Genomic DNA, 17,538 nt, shown 5'->3' with positions numbered 1-17,538 from the left:
ATAAAGGAAGTGGCCTCTTACGTGGGACATTTCCCTAATAAATATAGTAAGCTTAATGAACATTGTTCTGAGAATGGGGGATTCATTTGAACACACAGATCCTAATTTCTATCGGTATTTACATGGTTGGTATGCTGTTCATCGGTTATTTCGCTTACAAGCGTACGTCCAATCTGTCCGACTACATGTTGGGAGGCAGGGGGCTTGGAGCAGCTGTTACCGCACTGAGTGCTGGTGCATCTGACATGAGTGGATGGCTGCTTATGGGTCTGCCCGGTGCGATGTATACGCAGGGCTTGAGTGCATCATGGATTGCGATTGGCTTAACCATTGGTGCCTATCTCAACTGGCTTTATGTGGCTCCGAGACTTAGAACCTATACGGAGATCGCCAACAACTCGATGACGATCCCGGCTTTCCTGGAGAATCGCTTTGGTGATAAATCTTCTATCTTGCGTTTGACCTCTGGACTTGTCATTATTATTTTCTTTACCTTCTATGTATCTTCTGGGATGGTATCAGGTGGGGTTCTTTTTGAGACAACCTTTAATCTCGATTACCAGGTAGGACTTTGGATTATCGCAGCGGTAGTTATTGGTTATACGTTGTTTGGTGGATTTTTGGCGGTTAGCTGGACCGATTTCGTACAAGGTCTGATTATGGTGATCGCGCTGATTCTTGTACCGGTTGTCACCATTATGGAAGTGGGGGGCATCGGACCAGCATTTGATGAGATCAAAGCAATTGATCCGAAAATGTTTGATATTTTCACAGGAACCACAGTGATGGGCATTATTTCCCTGATGGCGTGGGGCTTGGGCTACTTCGGTCAGCCACATATTATCGTCCGCTTTATGGCGATCTCGTCTGTGAAAGAAATCAAAAAAGCAACACGCATCGGGATGGGCTGGATGATCTTTTCTGTCGGTGGTGCTATGTTTACCGGATTCATCGGATTGGCCTACTATTCCAAGAATGGACTCGACTTGTCTGACCCAGAGACCATCTTTATTAAGCTGAGTGAAATTTTGTTCCATCCATTAATTACCGGCTTCCTGCTGGCCGCATTATTGGCAGCCGTGATGAGTACGATTTCTTCGCAGCTTCTGGTTACGGCAAGCTCACTGACAGAGGATGTCTATCGCACATTCTTCCGCAGATCCGCATCTGATAAAGAACTGATGCTCGTCAGCCGCCTTTCTGTATTGATTGTCTCCGTGATTGCTGTCGTCATCGCATTTGATAAGACAGGAACGATTCTCTCGCTCGTTGGATATGCCTGGGCAGGCTTCGGTGCTGCTTTTGGCCCGGTAATCCTCCTGAGCCTGTACTGGAAACGGATGAATAAATGGGGCGCTCTGGCCGGAATCATCGGTGGTGCTGCTACCGTTATCATCTGGGCAAGTGTTCCGGCATTAGTAAGCAGTCTGTATGAGATCATTCCAGGATTCATCGTAGGTCTGGCGGCGATCTGGATTGTCAGCCTGCTGACTCCAGCACCAGATACAGAAGTTTCCAAGGAATTTGATCAGTACAAGCAATCTGCGTAAGTAAGGAAGCTGTACACTCTGTTGATGAAAAAAGCTGATACCTGTATTTGATACGGGTTCAGCTTTTTTACTTTTCCAGCGTATTCCTATTTTAGTAACTTACATAAAAGATTGCGATTAGGTAGAAAACTCAGTTATATGTATGTTAAAGTGATAAAAAGGCTAGAAAGGATTTTAGTATGTTCAATAGCACACAATCTCAACTTGAGTACTCCTTTATCATCGTAAATGATCATACATCATTAACCGAAATCAAACCGAAACTGAATGAGTATAAATTTGTCGTTGTGGTGGCAGGTACAACATACTTTATCATTCATGACTATGAATACAGTCTGATGGCTTTGGGTGACGACTCTGCAACGATAATCGATTGGCTGACACAGCTTCAGTGGCTTCCATCCACGGTCGCCACCACTGATCAGCTTGCCCAATCAGAAGTGGATTGGCGCAGACCCGTTCTGATCAAAAATGAAAAGGATTTCATCGGTATACTGACAGCGGAAAAGCGGATCGACCATCTGGAGATTTCGAACCGACAGATTTGTGCCTATTTTCAAACTTTGGCGGAGACCATCAATGACTCTGTTACCGCTGTAGACGAAGCCGGTAATGTTGTCTATTGGAATTCAACAGCGGAAGAGACGTACAAGATCAGTAAAGAATATATAGTAGGGAAAAAAATAGGTGCCCACTTTAGCGATGATTCGATTGTCCTTCACCGCATCTTAAATGAAGGACGCCCTGTCAGAGGGCAGTATCATCGGCCTAATAAGGATACACACGTTCTGATCAACGCTTCGCCTATTATCATCGACAATCGCATCATCGGCGGGGTGGCGACCGAGCACAATATCACCAATATCATTCGGCTCAACGAAGAACTGGACTCCAACTCATCGGTATTCGTTCCGAAGTCCAATCCATTCGCGGCCATGGTAAGTGGAAGCCCTCAATTTCAGGAAGCCTTGAAAATGGCCCAAAAGGTCGCGCATGCAGATATTCCGGTTCATATCATGGGAGAATCCGGGGCCGGAAAGGAAATGCTGGCTCAAGCCATCCACTATGGCGGCACAAAAGCGGACGGACCTTTTATCACCCTGAACTGTTCGGTCATTCCGTCTGCTCTCTTAGAAATCGAGCTCTTCGGTTTTCAAAAGAACCCCTTCACATCCGACCAGCAGACATTACAAATCGGCAGAATCGAGCAGGCTTTAGACGGTACGTTGTATATTGAAGATATTGATAAAATGCCGCTTTCTACGCAAGGAAAGTTATTAGACTACTTAATGGACCATCGTTTCTACCGGGTGGGTGGGGCCGAGAAGATCACCGCTCCTACCAGAATCATCACCTCTACCTCCCAATCGATTGATGTTCTCCTCAAGGCAGGGAATTTTAATGAGAAACTGTATTATCAGCTATCTGTGATCACGATCGACATCCCGCCTCTGCGCTCCAGAAAAGAGGACATCGTAGCACTGGTCGACACATTCGTTCAGGAATTTGGCTCCAAGTATAAAAAGCCGGTTCCAGACATCGACTCGGAAGCGATGATCCAGCTCATCAATTATGATTGGCCCGGAAATATCCGTGAGCTGCGCAACACAATTGAGCGGTTGATCATCCTCAACGACAAGCCGTCTATCACCTGTGAGCATTTGCCTGAACCTATCAAAAACAAGTGGATGGAAAAACAAACCGACGAGAAAAAGAGTGAAATGGATACACCAAAAACGGTTGTGAAAAATACAGAGGCGGTCGAGATCGAGCAGGCTTTGCGGAAAACGTATGGGAATAAGAGTGCGGCAGCGAGCTTGCTGGGGATTTCGAGAGGGACTTTGTATAATAAGATAAAGGAATATGGGTTGGGTTGATGGGAAAAATGCACCGGGTTTTTGGTGTGTTTTTTTCTTTTGGCTCACAGTGGTTCCCAATGATCGATAATGGGTGGAAATTAGAAATATAAATGCTTCCCTTACCTTTTGTTTCTCATGGACAGAGCTAACTTATGCGGTGAATTTCCGAATACGAATGTTGCTTCAGATAATACTCTACTAGTCAAAGAAAGTTTTCTCCTATCACCTACAAAAAATTGGAGATCGCTATCGGTTTGCATACTTACTTTATTAGTAAATATAATACAATATCTCATTTACGTATCTTTAACCACTATATAAAAGCCATGTAAATAATTACGTTGACATGGCTTTTATTGTATTTATAATTACTTTAGTATATCTAAAGTACAGTTATTTTGTACTATACAAAGGGATCTTTTAATGGGAGTAGGGATTGGGTTGCGATAAAGATAGTAATAGAAAAACAAGGAGCTATACTAACATTAATATTTCATGTGTTTTATTGTTAAAAAATTCAGAATTATAAACACGAGAGATTTTATTCAGTAATTCTAAAATGTAATAGGAGGCAAATACGTGCCACGGATAAGCACTTCAACTTCTAGACTACCTGCAGCTACAACAACTACCATTTTGCAACCTCCAAAGCAGCAGGTTACAACAACATCATCTAGTCAAGATACACTTTTCATTAGTAATAAAGCAATGAACTTGGCAGCAAACCAGCCTAAACTTTCACAAACGCCGGATTATAAGCCGCTTCCAAAACAAACATCAACACCAGTGCCAATACCGACACCAACACCAACGCCGAAACCGCCAACACCAGTGCCAACACCGAAACCTCCAACACCAGTGCCAACACCGACACCAACACCGACACCAACACCAACACCAGTCAAAGAACCAAAAGAACCTCCAATTCATTGGGAACGTCCTGAAAACGATAGTATGCTCGATGACTGGAAAAGTAAGAACAACCCCGACCCGTCAGAAGGGCAAAACGACGGTGTTAAGGATTCGTCGTCTATCGGCCCCGACAAAGCCCAGGGAGAAATCAACTTCAATATTAGAGTGGAAATCGATGGAGAAGAGCTCGATTTACAGAAGAACGGATACATGTCCGAAAAAGGGAACGCAATGCTTCCACTTCGAGCCGTGTTGGAACATCTTGGTGCTAAAGTTACTTATGATGTACAAACCAAGACCATTACAGCTATCACAGATGAAATAGAACTAGTAATGAAGGCGGATAGCAAGTATGCAACTGTCATTCAAGATGGAAAGTCAAAGGAAATAGAACTAAAAGAACCAATGAGTCTCAAGGATGGCTACTCATTTTTACCAGCACGTATGCTAGAAAATGTTTTCGGAGCAGATGTAGATTGGAATGATGACACAAAGACGGTGGTCATTAACACCAAAAAAGTTGATGATGAGGAGAAAGACATAAATGCTCCTGCAAGAGTAGTAGTTAATGGAACGAGAATTATTCTGTCTCGTACACCATACGTAGAAGATGGACAAGCCATGCTCCCATTCCGTGACATTTCTGACGCAATCGGGGCTAATATGGATGTGGAATACGATAAAAAAGGCAAAGCAACCGTTATCATTACACATGGTAATACCAAGGTTACCGTCAAAGAAGGCGACGATTTTGGATACATAAACGGAAAAAAAGTGAGCTTTGATGTGTCTTCTGAAATGAAGGACAATCGTCTTATGATACCGGCCCGTTTCATTGGGGAAGCACTCGGATTAGCTGTAGACTGGAACAAAGATGACAAAACCATAACGTTTACCAATAAAAACCAAAAAACTCAGACAGACGATAAGCTGTATAATAGTCATGCGGAATTTAAGGCCGCTTGGGATGCCAAAGTCTCTAACAGCAACTTGTCCAAAGCAGAGCAGGATAAAATAATAAAAAATCTCAAGGATCTCTGGTGGCAAGTAGCTACTGGGGAGGATAAGGTTTATACCACTGCGGATCGTACACATGGAGCAGTTCGGGGATTGCTTGACCGTATTGAACTACTAAAGCAAGATCTAGTCACAAAAGGGTTCAAAGACGTTGAACTTGAATGGAGTAATTATTACAATCAGGCTACTGAAGCAGCCCTAGATTTTGTTAATGGAAACAATGGAGGCAAACAGGCAAGCGGTGTAATTGCTTATGAGGTGCTCCGAAAGCAAAATGAAGGTAAGGAAATTAAGATTGGTAATAAAACGGTCGATTTCTCTACTTTCATTAAGTTCCAGGTATTCGCGAACGGTATTAAATTTAATGAAAAGGATTGGTATCGAAATGATGCCAATGAAGGAGATGTAGACAAGTTTAAAGAAAAATTGGATACCATGCAAAGAGCGTTTTACAGTTTGAAATCAGACAGTAATAAGGTTATCTCTGATGCCTTTGACCTTGCTATATCTAAGCGTCGTAATGCAGGCTGGGAACAAATTGTAACTCGCAAAGTATCTGAATTGTACTTTAAAGTGGCAAGAGGCGATTTTTCAGGAACATTCTATAAAGAGAAAAATAGTAAAATAGCTAACGCTTATCTGGATGTATTGTCAGGCATGAACAGATTGCTGGATTCGAAAGGATTTGAAAAGGGAGATTACCAACCTAGAGATTTTATTAATGAAGGTGCTAAAATTGCCCGTCAATTTTTAGAAGGCATTGAATCAGGAAATCGCAAGGCTGCATATGATGCTTACAAGGCTTTTGAAAAGTATATGCAGACAGAGAAGGTTGTTTGTGACTATAAAACGTTTGAAGACTTTGTTAAGTTTCAGGTATATAAAAACGGATGGAAGTACGGTGTCGGTGCTGATCAAGACACTGCTACCATAATTGATGCTCAAAAGTATATGGGAGAATTGCAAAAAATATTAAAGAACCCTCCAGTTGAAAATCAACCGCAGGGTGGTTATGGACAATTCTTAAAATTACTTGCAGATCACGAATCAAGTGGTGGTGATTATAAGGTTGTTAACCGTTTGGGATATGCTGGAAAATATCAAATGGGTGAATTGGCCTTGGTAGAAGCGGGATTCTACCTAGGGGATAAAACAAGCAAAAACGATTATATTGGTGGATGGACAGACAAAGCGCAAAAACTTGGAGTAAATAGCCTAGATGATTTCTTAAATAATCCCAATGCACAGGAAATCGCAATTGTTGAATTCCATAAAAAGTATTGGAGTTATATCTCCAAGCATTCAGATAAGATCGGAACACAAATTCATGGGGTTACGGTAACTGCATCTGGATTGCTGGCAGGTGCCCATCTTTTAGGACCTGGCGGTGTAGATCAGTTATTTGGGGGTAAAAAACACTATAATGAAGATGCAAATGGTGTACCTGTTGACGGTAATGGTACTCCAATCACTAAGTATATGAAAAACATGGGGAATCTGGACTTAACAGAACTACTCGGATATAATCCTGATGAAGGTAAATTGGGGAATAACCCGCCTAATCCGCCCGGAAAGTCCGGCAAGTACTATGACTATAAGCCAACAGTCTTTGGCACGGAGGGCAAGAAGAAATACCATCTTACTGAGCAAGAAGCAAGCACCTATCTAATTGATCTGAAAAAAAATAAGCCAGAAAACATTATTCTTGCCACAAGCGTTAGTAGCAACTTCTATATTCGAAAAGGAAGTTTAGATGCACTCACTAACTTTGCAAACGAATATAAACAGTTAACAGGTAAGAAATTGGTAGTCACTAGTACGTGGCGAAAAGATGATCCAGACTGGCATGGTACTGGGTTTGGTGTGGATCTGGATACAGAAAACGCACCGCGGGATCGTAACGGTGAAGTACGTTATCCGCCAGGAAGTCCTGCAAAAAAAGAACTTGAATTGTTGATTGAATTGGGTGTTAAGCATGGTTTTGGTGGTATTATTCATGGGGATGTAGATGTAATTGCTAAAATGAAAGCAAAGCATCCTGACGCTAACATCTTCCAAATGGATGATCACTATAACCACTTACATATGTCCTATATTCGATAAGTAATTTTATTTGGCAAGATTCCATGTATTAAGTTAGAAAGGGACATTGATTATGAGAAAAAAAAATACGAGCATTACATTCCTTACTATAACTATTGTATCGAGCCTGATGTTCCTTTCAGCATGTTCCAGTAATCCAACTGTTAAGAGTACTCCAGTTGAAAAAGTACCGGCAAATTCTCCAGTTAAAAGCGCACAACCTTCTAACACAATACAAGCCAATGATTTTGATCCAAGAACCGTTAAAGCAGGGGATCAAATCGCATCCCTTGTCGTTGCATCAGTTGAAACAGCCCCAGCTTCATCACTGAATGCGGATAGTTACGTTGATGCGGCTAAGATTCAATTTGATGGGGAAATAAAAGTGAAGGGAACCTATCGCTATCATTCATTAGAGAGCGAGACCCAGAGTGGCAAGATCCTTTTTGAGGTGGATCGAACTGAAAGTTTCCCTCGTATGAAGCTATCTGACAATCCACAAATGCAACGCTCTGATAGTATTGTATTAACATTCAAGAAAGAAAACGAGAAACAGCAGTTTGGCCCTCCGGGTTCTGAGGGTGAAGCTACGTTAGTCTTATCTAACTATCAAGTCCGCTACTCACAGACAGATGAAAAAGATACAGCAGATGTTAGCCAGATTGTAGCAGTCACAACAACTAGTCAACCAGATCCTAGACAAGATGAAAGCCAGAAAACGAAACAGCAAGAAGCCAATTGGATTACTTTTAATTCGGAGAAGTATGAACAAGAGCATAATTTACTCAATGCCTTTTATCAAAACGAATTAAATGAAACACAAGAAAAGGGTTTTGATTACTCGGTCGCAAAAGAAGACCTCAATGATGATGGGATAAATGAGTTAATTGTTGCAATCCATCACATGTACTTTACAGGTGCTCAATCGAACAGTTATCTAGTGATTTTCCCATTTGTAGAAGGCAAATTGGGGAAAGAAATAATCATTGGACCAGTAAATCTTGATATCGATGATAAAGGTAATCAGCATGAATTAGGTCTTTATCCCGAAAAAGGTAAGGGGCAGTGGAGGGACATAATAATTAACGGTAATATTTATTCCTTTAAGGGAGAAGAGTATCAAAGTCAATAGTAAGTTATTCTATTAATTTCCAAACGTCTTGGCTTCCAATAGTCAGGGCGTTTCTTATTTTATAAATATAAGATTTTACAGCCAAACGCTTACTTTACAAATCTGTTCATGGCGGTTTATAATTATGCCACATTTACCTTGGTATTTACCGTCTGTGGTGCAACTCCACTAGCCCAATTGATTGTTGACCTCGGCACAAAATTAGCAGGTTCCTATTGGTTTGTAGGGATCACATATGCAGGATGTGTTTCGGTTGCTCTTGCTAATCTGATTTCCTACACAAAGAAATGGGAGTTGGTCTATATGGCACTTAACGTTGTTATCCTTCTTGGGTCCTTGGTTCCTTGTGGGGCGAATTTAGTAGGACGGTAATATATACACAAGGCTGCAGCACCAAATTTATGAATTAGTTCATGGATTTAATGCTGCAGCTCAAGGTCCAAGAAGGGTGACTTAATCCAAAAGGGTCAGGTGAAAATGCCTGGCTTTTTTGTGTTATCGTTGTTACTAATAAGGACGGATAAACGAGGGCAGATTTAACGATTAAGTAAAGTGCCGTGTTATTTTTTAGACTCTCTGTCTGTAACACGATATGAAGGACTCTCAGTAGTTACGTGATATACTGATTATTCGAGGTTTTTTTGCTACTCAGTACATTTTTCTGCTGCAATGAGTGAAATTGAGTGGAGGTATTTTTTCCCCACCCCTTGGCATTACTAAGATATCCAGCATTTTTATACCACTTCACACAACAGGGGACCCTCATGAACCAACTCAACCACCTATTCGCCCAACTCTCCCATGACTACTTACTCATCGCCATCGCAGCCGTCCTATTTTTTATTGGAAAAGCCATCACGGGTTATATAACATATAAACAAATCAACAAAAAATTTCAGAGGCTTGAGCAAAAGCTAGATGAATTGCTCCGCAGACAATCTTAGAATAACCTTCATCCAAGCGGGCGAGATACTCATATAGCAAGCTGCTCAGATCACGGACACGGAGGACCCACATGAACCCAACCATCGAAACCATCCTGCAGCACCGCTCCATCCGCCAGTTCGAAGACCGACCACTGTCGGAAGAGCAGATCCGCACCATCGTCGAGTGCGCCCAAGCTGCTTCCACCTCCAGCTTCATCCAAGCCTATTCGATCATCGGAGTGAAGAATCAAGAGCTAAAAAACAAGCTGGCTGAGTTGTCCGGCAACCAACCGTATGTGGCGCACAACGGGCATTTTTTCGTGTTTTGCGCTGATCTGCACCGACATGAGCTGATCGGGGAGATGGAAAAGGCAGATCTGTCGACCTCCCTGGAAAGCACCGAAAAGTTCATGGTGACGGTCGTAGATGCATCCCTAGCCGCTCAAAATGCAGTCGTCGCAGCAGAAGCGATGGGGCTGGGGGCTTGCTACATCGGCGGTCTGCGGAACAATCTGCCAGAAGTGTGCGAACTGCTGAAGGTACCCAGACGTGTGATTCCGCTCTTCGGCATCGCAGTCGGCTACCCGGCGCAAGATCCTGACTTGAAGCCGCGCCTACCGTTCAACCATATTTACTACGAGGATACATACCAGCAGGACCAATCCCAGCTGGAAAGCCAATTACAGCAGTACAACGAGCTGATCTCTTCCTACTATGAAGAGCGGACGAACGGAAAACGCCGCGATACATGGACAGGGCAGATGGCCAACATGCTGAGCAAGCCGGTGCGGATGTTTATGAAGGAGTTTTTGGAGGGAAAAGGATTTAACCGAAGATAGCTCTGAACCTCATAACAAATAGAACCTCCCTGACTTCCGATCTAGAGGAAATGCGGGGAGGTTCTATTCAAATCGTCAGCTCGGTGACTTAATTGTATCCGTCCGAAATCCCGCCGTATGCACTGCATGACGTATAAGGATTGGATTTGGAATTGCAATAGACGCGGAGGGAATATTCGCCAGGAGCAGGGCTGATGACTCTCTCCAGCGTTCTTGTGGTGGTGCTCACTGTACCAGAGCTGAAGGCAACGCCCTCTTTGAAAATGGTGTAGGAAAGAGGTGTGTTATTGTTATAGTACATGTAGATGCTGACATACAGATTTTCACCGTTTTGAATCGTAATCCGGCTGGTGGTAGCACTGGTCATCCCTGGGTCCAAATCAAAACCGGACATTTCTGCATGGGCTACGCCTACTCCTACCGTGAATAGGGCGGTTAACATAAGTGCGGATAAGGTTCGTTTCATTTCATTCCCTCCAATTTCATAGGCTATGTTTTTGTTTACAAATAGTGTAATTTTTGGTTCGCACTTTTACGATATTATAGTAAATTTGTGGTAATTTCAATAGTTTTACAATTTTGATTCATTTGTACCAGTTGGATTCCTGCTATTTTTGATTCCGAGGAATTATGATCCAGAATAAGGATATCCGTGACAAGAATCCGAAGAGGTGATTTTGTTCTGGTTCTGTTACATGTAAAAGGGCCGTGACGTAAGTGTCACGGCCCTTTTCGGTATTGGCAGACATCGAGTTGGAAGGAAGAATTCTAGGATGGCTTCGGCGTTACATGAAAAATTTCCGGATGTGTCGGCTCAGCCAACAGCTCTTGTACAGATTGCATGAACTCCACAAAATGCGGTGTTTTCACATGATAATCGATGGCTGCTTGGTCTTCCCATTTTTCCAGGACGACGAACGAGTTCTCATACTCCGTAGACTCAAAAAATCCGTAGCTGATGTTGCCCGACTCGGCCCGGGAATGTTTGGTAACCTCTCTGGCGTGGGTGAGGAACTGTTCACGCTGATCCGGCTTGATGATCAGGTGAGCGTGGATGATGATCATGGGGTCATCTCCTTTGGTTAGAAAATCTTTAGGTATGGTTATGATTTGCTAACAGAAGATAGAATATCCTTTTTCCGATTCAGCATCCCGGTCGTCAGGTACACCCCGAAAAAGACGAGCACACCGCCGATAACCTGTGCAACCATAATCTTTTCACCCAGAATCCCGCTGATAATCGCGGTGAAAAACGGGATGAGATTCAGGAAGATCCCGGCTTGGCTTGCTCCGATTGCGCGTACGCAGACATTCCACAGCACAAAGGAGCAGACAGATGCAAAGATTGCCATATAGAGGATGCCGGATGCGCCAAGCATCGTGACCTTTTCGATCTCAATTCCCTGGGCAATCGCAAGCGGGGCTAGTATGACGGTTCCGAACAAGGAGGAGACGGCGGTCGCGGTGATGGGGGGCATGGTGAGCTTTTTCCCGATGATGGAGTAGAAGGTCCACATCAAGACGGCTGCGATCATCAGGAGGTCGCCTTTGTTTACCTCCAGTTGTATGAGTTTTCCGATATTTCCTTGGGTGAGGATGACCAAGGCACCGATCAGGGAGACGATGAACCCTGTGACTTGAATGCGGGAGATGTTCTCCTTGAGCAAAAAGACGGAAAACAGTACGATCACGCCGGGATTTAGGGCGCTGACCAAGGCTGCATTGGTCGCAGTGGTATATTCGAGTGCAGAATACAGCACCAGATTATATCCAGCCACACCCAGTATGGCCATCCCGATCAGGGCGAGCCAGTTGGACTTGACCGCCTTCTGCCAGTCAGGCTTTTCCACGAAATAAGCGATAGGAAATAAGAAAAAGAGTGCCAACAGCCAGCGTGAGAAGGTGATCCAGAGCGGAGATACTTCCATGATTACATACTTACCAAATACATAATTGCCTGCCCAGAATAAGTTGGTCACGACCAAAAGCAGCCAGATCCGGTATTTCGCCATGCTTGTCCACTCCTCTGTATGTTTCTCTCTGTTTGTATGCAATATATTGCGTTCTAGAGCTTGGAATCATCGTAACACACTTGCAAATGGTCTGCAATATATTACACTGGAGGTAATAAGCAGGAGTGAGCGATTGGCACGCTTGCTGGTATTTATCGGTTGAAAAAGAGAGGACATATATATGCCTATTCCTACGAACTATTCCGCACATGTGCGGGTGTCGGCGCGAGATCATGCGTTCAAGCAAATCCAAGAATGGATCATAGATGGAACCTTCCAACCCGGCGAAAAGCTCAATGACGGCAAGCTGGCTGAGGCTCTCGGAATCAGCAGGACACCTGTCCGGGAAGCGTTGCAGACCTTGCAGGCACAGGGGTTTATCGAGATGCGTCCGGGAAAAGAGACACGGGTGACGATGATTCGGAGTGAGGATATCTCCAAGATTTTTGCGCCGCTGTCGGCGTTGCAGTCATTGGCGGCTGAGCTGGCGACACCTGTGATGACGGGGGAGACGATTGCGCTTTTGTATCAAATCAATGAAAGCTTCGCCAGATGTGTCAGAGAGGGATATTCCTTCGCGGCCCTGAAGCTGGACGAACAGTTCCACCAGAAGATTGTCGAGACCGCGGATAATCCATATATTTCTTCGATGGTGTCGACACTGGAGGCGCATTGCACCCGTCTCTATTACATCAAATCGGTTGTGCCTGCACATACCTCGATAGAGGAGCATGAGCAGATGATCCGTGCGTTTGAGCGACGGGATGCAGAGGCCGCAGCGGCTCATATGCAGCGAAATTGGCAGCGGGCTGTGGAGGATTTTCATTCACGGCTTCAGGAATAAACTTTGAACGTGCCCGACCTCTTTACATCAAGGAGAGTTGGCGATAAGTTTGAATAAAGGCAGACAAAAGGAGTCTTTCACGTGAATCCTGATGGAAACAAAGAAACATCTCTAGCAGCAAATCCATCCCGGCAGGAAGCGGGCAAGCGAATTCTCGTCATGACCTCGGTTGCAGGTGAGCGGGATGCTGTGCTGCGCGGTCTTGGCGGGCGGGGAAGCGATCGAATTGACGTGGTGATCGCGGGTGTCGGCCCTGCAAAGGCAGCTGTCAGTACCACCAAAGCATTGGTAAAAGCCAAGTATGATCTGGTCGTCAACGCTGGAATTGCCGGGGGCTTTGCCGGACGGGCAGAGGTCTGCACACTGGTTGTGGCAGATGAGATCATCGCAGCAGATCTGGGCGCGGAGACACCGGAGGGCTTTTCTGGCTTGGACGAGCTGGGCTTCGGTTCTGCACGTGTCGCGGTCGACGCAAAGCTGGTCAAGCGGGTCACAACAGCAATAGCGGCGGCTGGACTGCCGGTGACGAGCGGGCCTGTCCTGACACTCTCTACCGTCACGGGAACCGCAGCAACCGCACAGGAGTTGATCAAGCGGGTACCCGGAGTCGCAGCCGAAGCGATGGAGGGCTATGGTGTTGGAGTAGCCGCTCAAGAGTTTGGCGTACCGGTTCTGGAAATCCGCTCGATCTCCAACGCGGTCGGCCCGCGTAACCGGGAGGCTTGGCGGATCAAAGAAGCTCTCAGCTTGCTGGAAGCGGCAAGTGCAGCATTATTGGAGGTATAGATGATGAAAATTGCTTTTTCACCTTGTCCGAATGATACGTTTGTATTTCATGCCTGGGTACACGGGCTGATCCCTGGTGCACCTGAGCTTGATGTGATGTATGCAGATATCGACATCACCAATGGTCTGGCAGCCAATCCGACTCCAGATACACCGGAAGTGATGAAGATTTCCTATGCGGCTCTGCCGTGGGTGCTGGAAGATTACGCACTGCTTCCATGCGGCGGCGCGCTTGGCAGAGGCTGCGGCCCGCTCGTGCTGACCGAAGAAGGTCTGACCGATCCTGCGGTGCTGGCTGGCCGCCGTGTCGCCGTACCGAGCGAGCGTTCCACCGCATACCTGCTGTTCCGGCTCTGGGCCGCTCAGAACGTACCGGGCGGTGTAGGCGAGATCGTGGTGATGCCATTCCACGAGATCATGCCAGCTGTCCGTGACGGCAAGATCGATGCCGGACTGGTCATCCACGAAGCGCGCTTCACCTACCAGAACTATGGGCTTAACATGCTGACCGATTTGGGCAACTGGTGGGAAGGCGACACCGGTCTGCCGATCCCGCTTGGCGCGATCATCGCTCGCCGCACGCTCGATCTGAAAGCGATCGAAGGTTGGATTCGTGCCTCTGTCGAACATGCATGGGCCAATCCGGAGATGACCCGCGACTACGTCATGTGCCACGCACAGGAGCTGGCCCCGGAAGTGGCTCAGGCTCACATCGATCTGTATGTCAACAAGTTCACCGCTGATCTGGGAGAAGATGGGTATGCAGCGATTGCTACCCTGCTCAACCGTGCGGCAGAAGAAGGACTTGTACCGAAGATCGATCCGGCACTGCTCCGCTAATACCAGATGCATGTGGGGCGGATGCCCACACCATTTGTGCATCAATCATACACCCCGTCAGACTGGTACGGGATCTGAAAAAGGCTGTTGCTGATGAGCATTAATTCATCGGCAGCAGCCTTTATTTTTTGCCCTGAAAAAGGAAATACCTATAATAACCATTAACACCAATCTCTATCCATTAACACCATTTTGTTAAATTCTGCATTGACTTGGTTCGGCGATTTTCACTAATATGAAACTCATCTTCATAAAACAGCAGGAAGGGAACAGTGCCATGGTGATAAACAAAATGGGGCCATTCGAATATGGCAGAAACAGGCCGAACTCATCACAACAACCTCCCACGACACCAGAGGTTGCAAAACCGTCCGCAGAGTCACTTCCACTCAGTCAAGATACGTACACCCCATCAGCCGAAGCGGATTTACCTACACTAAAAACCTACGATCCCCAGACGATAGCCAAAACCGCTGCAGATGCCGCCTCAAAGCAAGTATCCGTAACCTTCAACGGGGCAACTCTCACCTTGCGTGAACCCGCTTACAACAAGGACGGAACGGTCATGGTTCCACTCAGAGACGTCTTTACTGCAATCGGTATCGACAAGATCAGCTATGACACAAGCACCAAGACAGTGACAGCCTCTAATGCTCAGATGACCATGACGCTGATCGTCGGGCGCTCTGCCGCTACGGTTATCCATCAGGACGGCAAGAAGCAATCCATCCCACTCGCACAACCGATGGAAGTAATAAATCAACATGCGATGATTCCAGTCAGACTGCTCGAAGATGCCTTCGGCGCCAAGGTCGGCTGGGACGGGACGAAGCAGACGGTACACATCACCACGGCCCAAGCACCCACACCCACCCAGCCGCAACCAACCAAGACAGACAGCTTGCTCATCGCCAAATACCCAGAGTACAAAGCTGCTTGGGATGCAGCCAAGTCATCATCTGCCAGCACCACATTCACAGCCGATCAGCAAAAGAACCTGCTGACCGGGCTCAAACAGCTATGGTGGAAGGTCGCGACAGGCAGTGACCTCGTCTATACCGACAGCACACGCACGCATCAGGGAGTAAGAGAGTTGCTCGATGGGATCGAATCACTCAGCAAGCAGCTGACCCAGACCAAGGGCTTTGCCGATTTTTCGCTGAAAGAAACCGCTTATCTGACCGAAGCAGCCAAGCTCGCAGGGGAGTTCGTCTACAGCAGCGACGGTGTGACCCAAGCCAAAGCAGCCATCGCCTTCGATGTTCTACGCAAACAGGCCGAGGCAAAAGGCACCGCACTCGACCCCGCTTACAAGAGCCTGCCGACTTTTATCAAATACCAGGTGTTCACCAATGGAGCAGACTCTGGACAGCTAAAGTCAGGTGATCTCCAAGCAGGACAAGCTGATGCCACTGCATGTACCAACCGTTTGACACAGGTACAGGCTGCTTTTTATTCGATCAAAAGCAATGCAACGGGAGCGGTAGCTCAAGCCTTCAACGCGGCTGTCAGTGGTCTATCAGACGCCACCCAGCAGAAGAAGCTCATGACCTCGCTCAAAGAAGAGTGGTACAAGGTAGCCAAGGGTGATTTCACCGGAAGCTTTTATCCCCAGAAGAACAGTGATGCCGCGAACCGTCTGCTCGATGTCATCTCCGGCATGAGCCAGTACCTGGAGAAGACAAAAGGCTTCGCCAAAGGGGACTACGCACCTGCCGCCTACCTCAACGAAGGAAGCGAGCTGGCACGGGATTACATGGCGGCAGTAGATGCCAAGCAATACCTCAAGGCACAGACCGCCTACAACCAGTTCCAACAGCTCAAGAGCAAAAACACGGTAGCTTCATCTTATACGGATTTCAAGGATTTCATCGGCAAGGTAATCTACCAGACAGGCTGGAAATACGGAGCGGGGGCGGGCAATGGCTCTGCCACCATCGAAGACGCGGACAAATACGTGAGCAAGCTACCAGAAGTCATCGCATACAAAGAACCGCCGAAGACAGACGATATCATGAAGATCGGGGTGCTCTCCTCCAAGTACGAATCCAACGGCAATCCCGGAACCATCGCCAATAATCCGGGAGACACCGGAGGCAAATCCTATGGTGCCTACCAGTTCGCCTCCAAAATGGGCTCGGTCGACAGCTTCCTGCGCTGGACAGCGGGCCAGAACAAGGATGTCTACAACCGCCTGATTCATGCGAAGGCTACGGACGGCAACACGTTCGGCAGCAATTTTGACCGGGAGTGGAAGGCGATTGCCACCAGCAGCCGTGACGAGTTCCTCCGCCTGCAGCACAATTACGTCAAATCCGCCTACTTCGATTCAGCCGCCCAGAAGCTGAAGGCCAACTACGGCTTCGATATCAATACCAAGAGCCTCGCGCTGAAAAACGTCCTCTGGTCTGCCGCCGTCCAGCATGGTGCCAACGGAGCGGTCAATATGTTCGGTACGCTGAATCTCAAGGGCACAGACGAACAAATCATCCGGGGCCTGTACGCCGAGCGCTCCAAGGTGTTGACCCCAACCGAGATGCGAAAGATCAAACCGTCGGGCACGATCAACACCATGACCGGCACGAAAGCAAGAGAATACGGAGTAGAAGGTAAAACCATGCGATATTTTTCCGGTAATTCCTCCAGTATTCAGCTAGGTGTCTACGGGCGTTTTATGAGAGAATTGACTGATGCCCTGAATATGTTGAAGGGCTAATCTACCACTACGTATATGGGGGT

At 46.4% G+C, this 17,538-nt stretch carries 13 protein-coding genes; 10 read left to right on the top strand and 3 right to left on the bottom strand.

What is annotated here, in order from left to right:
- The first annotated feature begins 86 nt into the window (after positions 1 to 86).
- From putP to nfsA, 6 genes are all read left to right on the top strand, one after another.
- Positions 87 to 1,550: a sodium/proline symporter PutP gene (gene putP, locus FGI41_RS16985; RefSeq protein WP_139491541.1), complete on the top strand. Its 1,464-nt coding sequence runs from the start codon at positions 87 to 89 to the stop codon at positions 1,548 to 1,550.
- 179 nt (positions 1,551 to 1,729) lie between these two features.
- Positions 1,730 to 3,427 carry a sigma-54 interaction domain-containing protein gene (locus FGI41_RS16980; RefSeq protein ID WP_139491540.1) on the top strand — a complete coding sequence of 566 codons (1,698 nt, stop codon included), beginning with the start codon at positions 1,730 to 1,732 and terminating at the stop codon, positions 3,425 to 3,427.
- 561 nt (positions 3,428 to 3,988) lie between these two features.
- Positions 3,989 to 7,441, top strand: coding sequence for a copper amine oxidase N-terminal domain-containing protein (locus FGI41_RS16970; RefSeq protein WP_176560322.1), 3,453 nt, complete (start codon positions 3,989 to 3,991; stop codon positions 7,439 to 7,441).
- A gap of 52 nt (positions 7,442 to 7,493) precedes the next feature.
- Positions 7,494 to 8,552, top strand: a complete 1,059-nt coding sequence (locus FGI41_RS16965) for a hypothetical protein (protein WP_139491538.1) — start codon at positions 7,494 to 7,496, stop codon at positions 8,550 to 8,552.
- 764 nt (positions 8,553 to 9,316) lie between these two features.
- Positions 9,317 to 9,496 (top strand): hypothetical protein, encoded by a 180-nt coding sequence (locus tag FGI41_RS16960; RefSeq protein ID WP_139491537.1) that lies wholly within the window; start codon positions 9,317 to 9,319, stop codon positions 9,494 to 9,496.
- Between the two features lie 71 nt (positions 9,497 to 9,567).
- Entirely contained in the window at positions 9,568 to 10,317 is a 750-nt protein-coding gene (nfsA, locus tag FGI41_RS16955) for an oxygen-insensitive NADPH nitroreductase (protein ID WP_139491536.1), read from the top strand.
- Between the two features lie 88 nt (positions 10,318 to 10,405).
- Here nfsA and FGI41_RS16950 read toward each other — a convergent pair whose 3' ends face one another.
- The 3 genes from FGI41_RS16950 to FGI41_RS16940 all read right to left on the bottom strand — a co-directional run bounded on the left by FGI41_RS16950 (position 10,406) and on the right by FGI41_RS16940 (position 12,329).
- Positions 10,406 to 10,783: a hypothetical protein gene (locus FGI41_RS16950; RefSeq protein WP_139491535.1), complete on the bottom strand. Its 378-nt coding sequence runs from the start codon at positions 10,781 to 10,783 to the stop codon at positions 10,406 to 10,408.
- Between the two features lie 302 nt (positions 10,784 to 11,085).
- Complete coding sequence (locus tag FGI41_RS16945; RefSeq protein WP_139491534.1) at positions 11,086 to 11,382, bottom strand: putative quinol monooxygenase; 297 nt, start codon at positions 11,380 to 11,382, stop codon at positions 11,086 to 11,088.
- A gap of 38 nt (positions 11,383 to 11,420) precedes the next feature.
- Positions 11,421 to 12,329 (bottom strand): DMT family transporter, encoded by a 909-nt coding sequence (locus FGI41_RS16940; RefSeq protein ID WP_139491533.1) that lies wholly within the window; start codon positions 12,327 to 12,329, stop codon positions 11,421 to 11,423.
- A 181-nt stretch (positions 12,330 to 12,510) separates the two neighbouring features.
- Here FGI41_RS16940 and FGI41_RS16935 point away from each other — a divergent pair, with 181 nt between their 5' ends.
- The 4 genes from FGI41_RS16935 to FGI41_RS16920 all read left to right on the top strand — a co-directional run bounded on the left by FGI41_RS16935 (position 12,511) and on the right by FGI41_RS16920 (position 17,515).
- The gene (locus tag FGI41_RS16935) at positions 12,511 to 13,173 is read left to right on the top strand and encodes a GntR family transcriptional regulator (RefSeq protein ID WP_139491532.1); all 663 of its coding nucleotides are present in this window, start codon (positions 12,511 to 12,513) and stop codon (positions 13,171 to 13,173) included.
- Positions 13,174 to 13,254: 81 nt separating this feature from the next.
- Entirely contained in the window at positions 13,255 to 13,959 is a 705-nt protein-coding gene (locus tag FGI41_RS16930) for a futalosine hydrolase (RefSeq protein ID WP_139491531.1), read from the top strand.
- A gap of 3 nt (positions 13,960 to 13,962) precedes the next feature.
- The gene (locus FGI41_RS16925) at positions 13,963 to 14,799 is read left to right on the top strand and encodes a 1,4-dihydroxy-6-naphtoate synthase (RefSeq protein WP_139491737.1); all 837 of its coding nucleotides are present in this window, start codon (positions 13,963 to 13,965) and stop codon (positions 14,797 to 14,799) included.
- 277 nt (positions 14,800 to 15,076) lie between these two features.
- The gene (locus FGI41_RS16920; RefSeq protein WP_176560321.1) at positions 15,077 to 17,515 is read left to right on the top strand and encodes a copper amine oxidase N-terminal domain-containing protein; all 2,439 of its coding nucleotides are present in this window, start codon (positions 15,077 to 15,079) and stop codon (positions 17,513 to 17,515) included.
- Positions 17,516 to 17,538 lie beyond the last annotated feature (23 nt).

Origin of the sequence: Brevibacillus dissolubilis (assembly GCF_006170445.1) — a bacterium.
In the GTDB taxonomy this organism is placed as follows: domain Bacteria; phylum Bacillota; class Bacilli; order Brevibacillales; family Brevibacillaceae; genus Brevibacillus_B; species Brevibacillus_B dissolubilis.
This window is presented reverse-complemented; position numbering and strand designations above follow the sequence as displayed.

Excerpts from the sequence above, each read along its gene's own strand:
- FGI41_RS16980 (WP_139491540.1), top strand. The coding sequence starts at position 1,730 with ATGTTCAATAGCACACAATCTCAACTTGAGTACTCCTTTATCATCGTA.
- FGI41_RS16965 (WP_139491538.1), top strand. The coding sequence starts at position 7,494 with ATGAGAAAAAAAAATACGAGCATTACATTCCTTACTATAACTATTGTA.
- FGI41_RS16960 (WP_139491537.1), top strand. The coding sequence starts at position 9,317 with ATGAACCAACTCAACCACCTATTCGCCCAACTCTCCCATGACTACTTA.
- nfsA (WP_139491536.1), top strand. The coding sequence starts at position 9,568 with ATGAACCCAACCATCGAAACCATCCTGCAGCACCGCTCCATCCGCCAG.
- FGI41_RS16950 (WP_139491535.1), bottom strand. The coding sequence starts at position 10,783 with ATGAAACGAACCTTATCCGCACTTATGTTAACCGCCCTATTCACGGTA.
- FGI41_RS16945 (WP_139491534.1), bottom strand. The coding sequence starts at position 11,382 with ATGATCATCATCCACGCTCACCTGATCATCAAGCCGGATCAGCGTGAA.
- FGI41_RS16940 (WP_139491533.1), bottom strand. The coding sequence starts at position 12,329 with ATGGCGAAATACCGGATCTGGCTGCTTTTGGTCGTGACCAACTTATTC.
- FGI41_RS16935 (WP_139491532.1), top strand. The coding sequence starts at position 12,511 with ATGCCTATTCCTACGAACTATTCCGCACATGTGCGGGTGTCGGCGCGA.
- FGI41_RS16925 (WP_139491737.1), top strand. The coding sequence starts at position 13,963 with ATGAAAATTGCTTTTTCACCTTGTCCGAATGATACGTTTGTATTTCAT.
- FGI41_RS16920 (WP_176560321.1), top strand. The coding sequence starts at position 15,077 with ATGGTGATAAACAAAATGGGGCCATTCGAATATGGCAGAAACAGGCCG.